The sequence below is a fragment of the Shewanella sp. 11B5 genome (assembly GCF_002836795.1).
GTDB classification, from domain to species: domain Bacteria; phylum Pseudomonadota; class Gammaproteobacteria; order Enterobacterales; family Shewanellaceae; genus Shewanella; species Shewanella frigidimarina.
On sequence record NZ_PJAP01000419.1, the window covers coordinates 1 to 5,045 of the forward strand.

The 5,045-nt window shown below is 40.4% G+C and carries 5 protein-coding genes and 1 pseudogene; 2 read left to right on the forward strand and 4 right to left on the reverse strand.

The features are described 5' to 3' along the window. The 3 genes from CXF78_RS09750 to dapA all read right to left on the reverse strand — a co-directional run. Positions 1 to 513, reverse strand: a 513-nt coding sequence (locus tag CXF78_RS09750) for an efflux RND transporter periplasmic adaptor subunit (protein ID WP_374702279.1), incomplete at its 3' end; no start/stop codon positions are given. 536 nt (positions 514 to 1,049) lie between these two features. After that, positions 1,050 to 2,147, reverse strand: a complete 1,098-nt coding sequence (gene bamC, locus CXF78_RS09755) for an outer membrane protein assembly factor BamC (protein WP_011637329.1) — start codon at positions 2,145 to 2,147, stop codon at positions 1,050 to 1,052. A 4-nt stretch (positions 2,148 to 2,151) separates the two neighbouring features. Continuing rightward, positions 2,152 to 3,036 carry a 4-hydroxy-tetrahydrodipicolinate synthase gene (gene dapA / locus CXF78_RS09760; protein WP_011637328.1) on the reverse strand — a complete coding sequence of 295 codons (885 nt, stop codon included), beginning with the start codon at positions 3,034 to 3,036 and terminating at the stop codon, positions 2,152 to 2,154. A 283-nt stretch (positions 3,037 to 3,319) separates the two neighbouring features. Here dapA and CXF78_RS09765 point away from each other — a divergent pair, with 283 nt between their 5' ends. Further along, positions 3,320 to 3,856: a glycine cleavage system transcriptional repressor gene (locus CXF78_RS09765; protein ID WP_011637327.1), complete on the forward strand. Its 537-nt coding sequence runs from the start codon at positions 3,320 to 3,322 to the stop codon at positions 3,854 to 3,856. Positions 3,857 to 3,939: 83 nt separating this feature from the next. Continuing rightward, positions 3,940 to 4,407 (forward strand): thioredoxin-dependent thiol peroxidase, encoded by a 468-nt coding sequence (gene bcp, locus CXF78_RS09770; protein ID WP_011637326.1) that lies wholly within the window; start codon positions 3,940 to 3,942, stop codon positions 4,405 to 4,407. A gap of 160 nt (positions 4,408 to 4,567) precedes the next feature. Here the strand turns inward: bcp and CXF78_RS09775 are convergent. After that, positions 4,568 to 5,045 (reverse strand): annotated as a pseudogene (locus tag CXF78_RS09775) (sodium:proton antiporter); the annotation flags it as partial.

Sequence of the window (5,045 nt, forward strand, 5' to 3'; positions counted from 1 at the left end):
TTGGCGTAAACCTAATTTACCTGGAAATGGGGCTTTAATTGCGCGGTCTTCGAGTGCAGCTTTAGCCTGAGCCACTTCTGCACGAGTGGTATCAATTAAACTTTGTAAACGGTCGCGCTCTAATTCTGCAATCGTTTTGCTGGTAACCAATGATCGGATACGATCTAATTCGCGGAGGTTTTCAACTAACTTAATTTCGGTAACGGCTACTTTGGCTTTATGTTCGTCATTTCTGAGTTGTACTAATAGCGCGCCTTTTTTAACTAAATCGCCATCATTGAAATTAATACTGGTGACAATTTCAGTAACTTTAGAGGTAACGATAATAGACTCATAGGCTTTACCCGTACCTAATGCTTCGACTTCATCACGAATAGGCATAATAGCCACCTTGGCAACCACCACATTAGGTATTGGCCTAGGACGTTGAACTATCGCTTCTTTAGGAGCCAGTAAATAGTAAGCCGACAGTGCCGCTAGCACTATGGCAATCAGTACGATTATCTTTTTCATTTCGAGTCCGTAACCATCAAAGGTTGAATGAATTATATCTATGATTTTTTTATCTAAAGTAATTGTACTTCGCAATACATTCACATCAAGTTGTTTTACTTTTGCTTACAAATTACGAACAGATTAAACAAATAGTTCACCCGCGCTAAATATGCATTTAATTCACATTATTAGCATAATTTATGCATACTTTATTAGCTTTACTCATTATTTGAATATTTAAACAATGGACATCCAAACTGTTCGACACATGCTGTGACAAATCGTGTTGGGCTTAAGATTCCGTCGCTGCTCAGATTAAGAGTGTTCACTGTTGAAATGGGCATTGCCTAATATTGTGATTACTCAACAATGAAGTCAGTATGTTAGGGATACTACTTGTAAAAGGTTAATTCAAACTGAGTTGATAGGAGCTGAATAGCGTCCTATTGAATAGCATAAAAATTAATGTTTATACTATTGTTGTTTACCAGTGAACAAAATAAAAAGAGACGCTCGATGCGTCTCTTTCATGCTTAATAACTTAATTATAAACCTTAGCGAACTTTACGGTCTTCTTGCATTAAGTCAGAGATAATCTTGTACACTTCGGTAATAGACTCATCCGATAATGGCTTGTCTTCTACATCATGTAACAATATTTTAGTCTGATTAACATCATCAGTTTCTTTAAGCAGTAAACGATAATTGCCTTTTTTCAATGACAACTTTTCTTCGCTCCACAAAGAGCTCCAGAAACCACCGCTTTCTTCTAAATTAATATAAAACAGGCCTTTGCTGTTATCAGTATCAACAACATCAAAACCCATTTCCGGTAATACTAAGCGTAAACGCTCCCATACCGACTTATAATTTGCTTCGGCCAACCAATAAGCAGATTCAGTAGCATTAGTCACTAAATCAACTTTAATACCAAGGCTTTGCTCAATACGTGCAGCACGGATAGCTTGATCACGTTTAATGCTCATATAAGCAATAGCATTGTTAAGCATATCAGTGGTGTAACGACGTTTGTCTTCACCGCTTAATAAGATTTTTTGATCTTTATCATCGTAAAACTCTTGATGCTCAACTAAATCAATTGACACAGAACCAGAGCGACCATGTGGCTTCACATCCACTTGGTAACGGTAACGTTGACGCAGTTGATAAACTTTGTCACTGCCCCACCAATTAGATTCGATGATTTCATCATTTTCAATCCAATCAGTTTCAATAAAGCCAGCGGTAAGATCTTCGCTACGAACAGCTATATTATTTTTGTTTAGATAGCCATTGATGACATCAAAGATTTCTTGTTTTAAATCAGTAGTGCTTTCAATCGATTCAATCACGACACGAATACTATCACTGCTTTCTTCGATGTGTGTGCCTTCAGCCATTGGCAATACTTGTAATGGCGCACGAATATCAAGATTCTTGCCTACAAGCTGCTTATTTACGTTATTACCTACAACAGGAATGTCATATTCTTTGCTGTAAGTAGGCGTATTCAAGCCCTGTGGGATCGTCAATAATGGCGTTGTTTCAGCATTAACGAAATCATCATTACCATTGGCCTGACGGCGATCTAATGGCGTACTGCAGGCTGAAACAGCTGCAACAAGGAGTAACGGAGTGACTTTCTTTAACATGAATTTATTTTACCTCAATATGAGCTTGTTTCATTGTTTCTATTAACAGACCATGAAACTGCTCAGAAAGTTCAGTTAAAGGTAAACGAATATGACCATTAGCTATCAAACCCATTCTATGAACAGCCCATTTCACTGGAATTGGGTTGGCTTCACAAAATAACGAGCGATAAATACCCGTTAATGGTTGATCGATTGTTTCAGCTAATTGTGCATTTTTGGCTAACGCAGCATCACACATGGCTTTAAACGCATGTGGAACGATATTATTTGCAACTGAGATAACACCATTACCACCGAGTAATAAAAACTCACGTGCGGTGGCATCGTCACCGCTGTAAAGTAAGAAATCTTCACCACACAGTTCACGCAAACGTGCAACGCGGCTTAAATCACCCGTGGCTTCTTTTACACCAATAATATTACTGACACTTGATAATTCAGCCACAGTTTCTGGTTTCATATCAACAGCAGTACGACCTGGCACATTATAAAGAATTTGAGGAATGTCAGTACTTGCAGCAACGGCCGTATAATGGGCAATTAATCCCTTAGGCGTTGGTTTATTGTAATAAGGGGTTACGCCAAGCATGGCGACAACACCTGATTTTTGCATTGATTTGGTTAATTCGATTGCTTCTGCAGTGGCATTGGCGCCATTACCACCAATGACAGGAATACGACCTGATGCAAACTTAACAGTTTGGCAAACAACGGCCGCATGTTCTGTCATAGGCAAAGTTGCAGACTCGCCTGTAGTACCGACCGCGACTATGGCATCAGTACCTTGTTCAATATGGAACTCAACAAGTCGTTCAAGACTTGCATAATCTACTGTGCCATCACTATTCATTGGTGTGATTAAGGCTACGATGCTTCCGTTTATCATCTATCTTCCCCACGGTTTCAGGATTCGCTATGTTACTGATGCCAACCACTAATGACAAGCTCTTCGGTAACCATAATCTGAAATAAGTCATTAATGCTATTTAATGCAGCGTAACCTAGCATCTTTGAAGCCATAGCGCTAAAAAATAATCACATTTATGTGAGTGATATAGGTTACTATATTGAGGTGTTTTAGTGAAAAATGATAGCATTAGCACCCGCACAAAAACTGACATGCTTCGGCATAAGTTTTCGCTCTACGATATCAAAAGTGAGGAAAATCCATGACCAATTATCTGGTCGTTACGGCAATGGGCGCTGACCGTCCAGGATTAGTAAGTCGTTTAGCGCGTTTAGCAAGCGAATGTGATTGCGATATAGTCGACAGTCGTATGGCATTATTTGGTAATGAATTTACCCTAATTATGATGATATCTGGCTCTTGGTCAGCTATAACAAAAATAGAAAGTTTATTACCGGCGCTGAGTGTTGAACTTGAACTCATGACCGTCATGAAGCGAACATCCAAACATACTCCCAAAAACTTTGTTTCTCGTATTGAAGTGATATTCAATGGTGAAGACCAACGCGGAACCATGAAGAGCATTACTCAGTTTTTGGCCGAAAGAGGCCTCGACTTAGCGGCAGTGCGCTCTCACGCTGATGACAACGACAACCTTAAAACTCAGTCTATTTTATTAGCGATCAATATTCCTGATAAAATCAATCTATTGAAACTTGAACAAGGTATTCATGAGCTGGCAGAGTCTATGTCTCTAGAGTGCACAATTAAGCGTATGCAGGGCATTGCAGCGCCATAATAATTACAGTCACCTCTCATTGATGTGAACCTTGTACGTGCTAGTCGCGTAATATCCACATCACATTTGATAAAGGATCAATCATGAACACATTAAACGTTGGTGATACTGCACCAAACTTTACCCTGCAAAACCAAGCAGGCGAAGCGGTATCACTGCAAGACACATTGTCTAAAGGCCCTGTACTAGTGTATTTCTACCCTAAAGCATCAACTCCTGGTTGCACAGTGCAAGCACAAGGCCTGCGCGATATCAAAGCACAACTTGATGGTTTACACGTGACCGTATTTGGCATTAGCCCAGACCCTGTTGCTAAACTGGCTAAGTTTGCCGACAAACAACAGCTCAACTTCGCTTTGCTCAGTGATGAAGACCATGCGGTTGCTGATGGTTTTGGCGTATGGGGACAGAAAAAATTCATGGGTAAAATTTACGATGGCATTCATCGCTTAAGTTTTATAGTGGGTACAGATGGCAAAATCAGCCATGTGTTGAATAAATTCAAAACCAAAGATCACCACGAAGTGGTTCTGGCCACGTTAGCTGAGTAATTGAAGCAAGGTGAACACCTTGCCTATACGCTTATAACGTAATACTAAAAAGGGCTTAGCAATAAATTGCTAAGCCCTTTTTAGTAAGACTATTAAGAAAAATCGTTAACGCCTAAGCGCTAACGTTCACACTATTTTAGTCTCAATACCGTTTTAGAATCTATACCGTTTTAGTGTCGCTTGGCTGCTGTGGCTTTTCTTCATCGGCTGCAGTCTCTGCATCACTCGACTCAGTTGTAGCGCTTGCAGCTTGTTTAGCCTTCTCTTGTGCGGCTAACTCTTTGGCTAACAAAGCAGTTTCTTGCTTAACTAATGCAGCCTCTTCGTCAGCTAATAAGCGGGCTTTTTCTTGTTGCTCAAATTGCGCTAACTCTTCTTCTTTACGACGAGATTTTTCAATGATGCGTTGCTCAGCCTCTTCTGCTTCGCGAACAGCTCTGGCTTCAGCGGCCGCTTTGGCTTCAGCTTCTGCCACTATTTTGGCTTGGCGATCGGCTTCGTCATCTAATGCGCGCTGAATAACCGCTTGGTCTTGCGCTTCTTGTGGCAATAAGCTAATTAACTCTATGCCCACAGGTAGCACAATCGCTTCAACGCCAGATATAACTTTAACCTTGCCTTCTTTGGTTAAGTAAACC

Coding starts and splice junctions, on each gene's coding strand:
- bamC (WP_011637329.1), bottom strand. CDS start 2,147: ATGTTAAAGAAAGTCACTCCGTTACTCCTTGTTGCAGCTGTTTCAGCC.
- dapA (WP_011637328.1), bottom strand. CDS start 3,036: ATGATAAACGGAAGCATCGTAGCCTTAATCACACCAATGAATAGTGAT.
- CXF78_RS09765 (WP_011637327.1), top strand. CDS start 3,320: ATGACCAATTATCTGGTCGTTACGGCAATGGGCGCTGACCGTCCAGGA.
- bcp (WP_011637326.1), top strand. CDS start 3,940: ATGAACACATTAAACGTTGGTGATACTGCACCAAACTTTACCCTGCAA.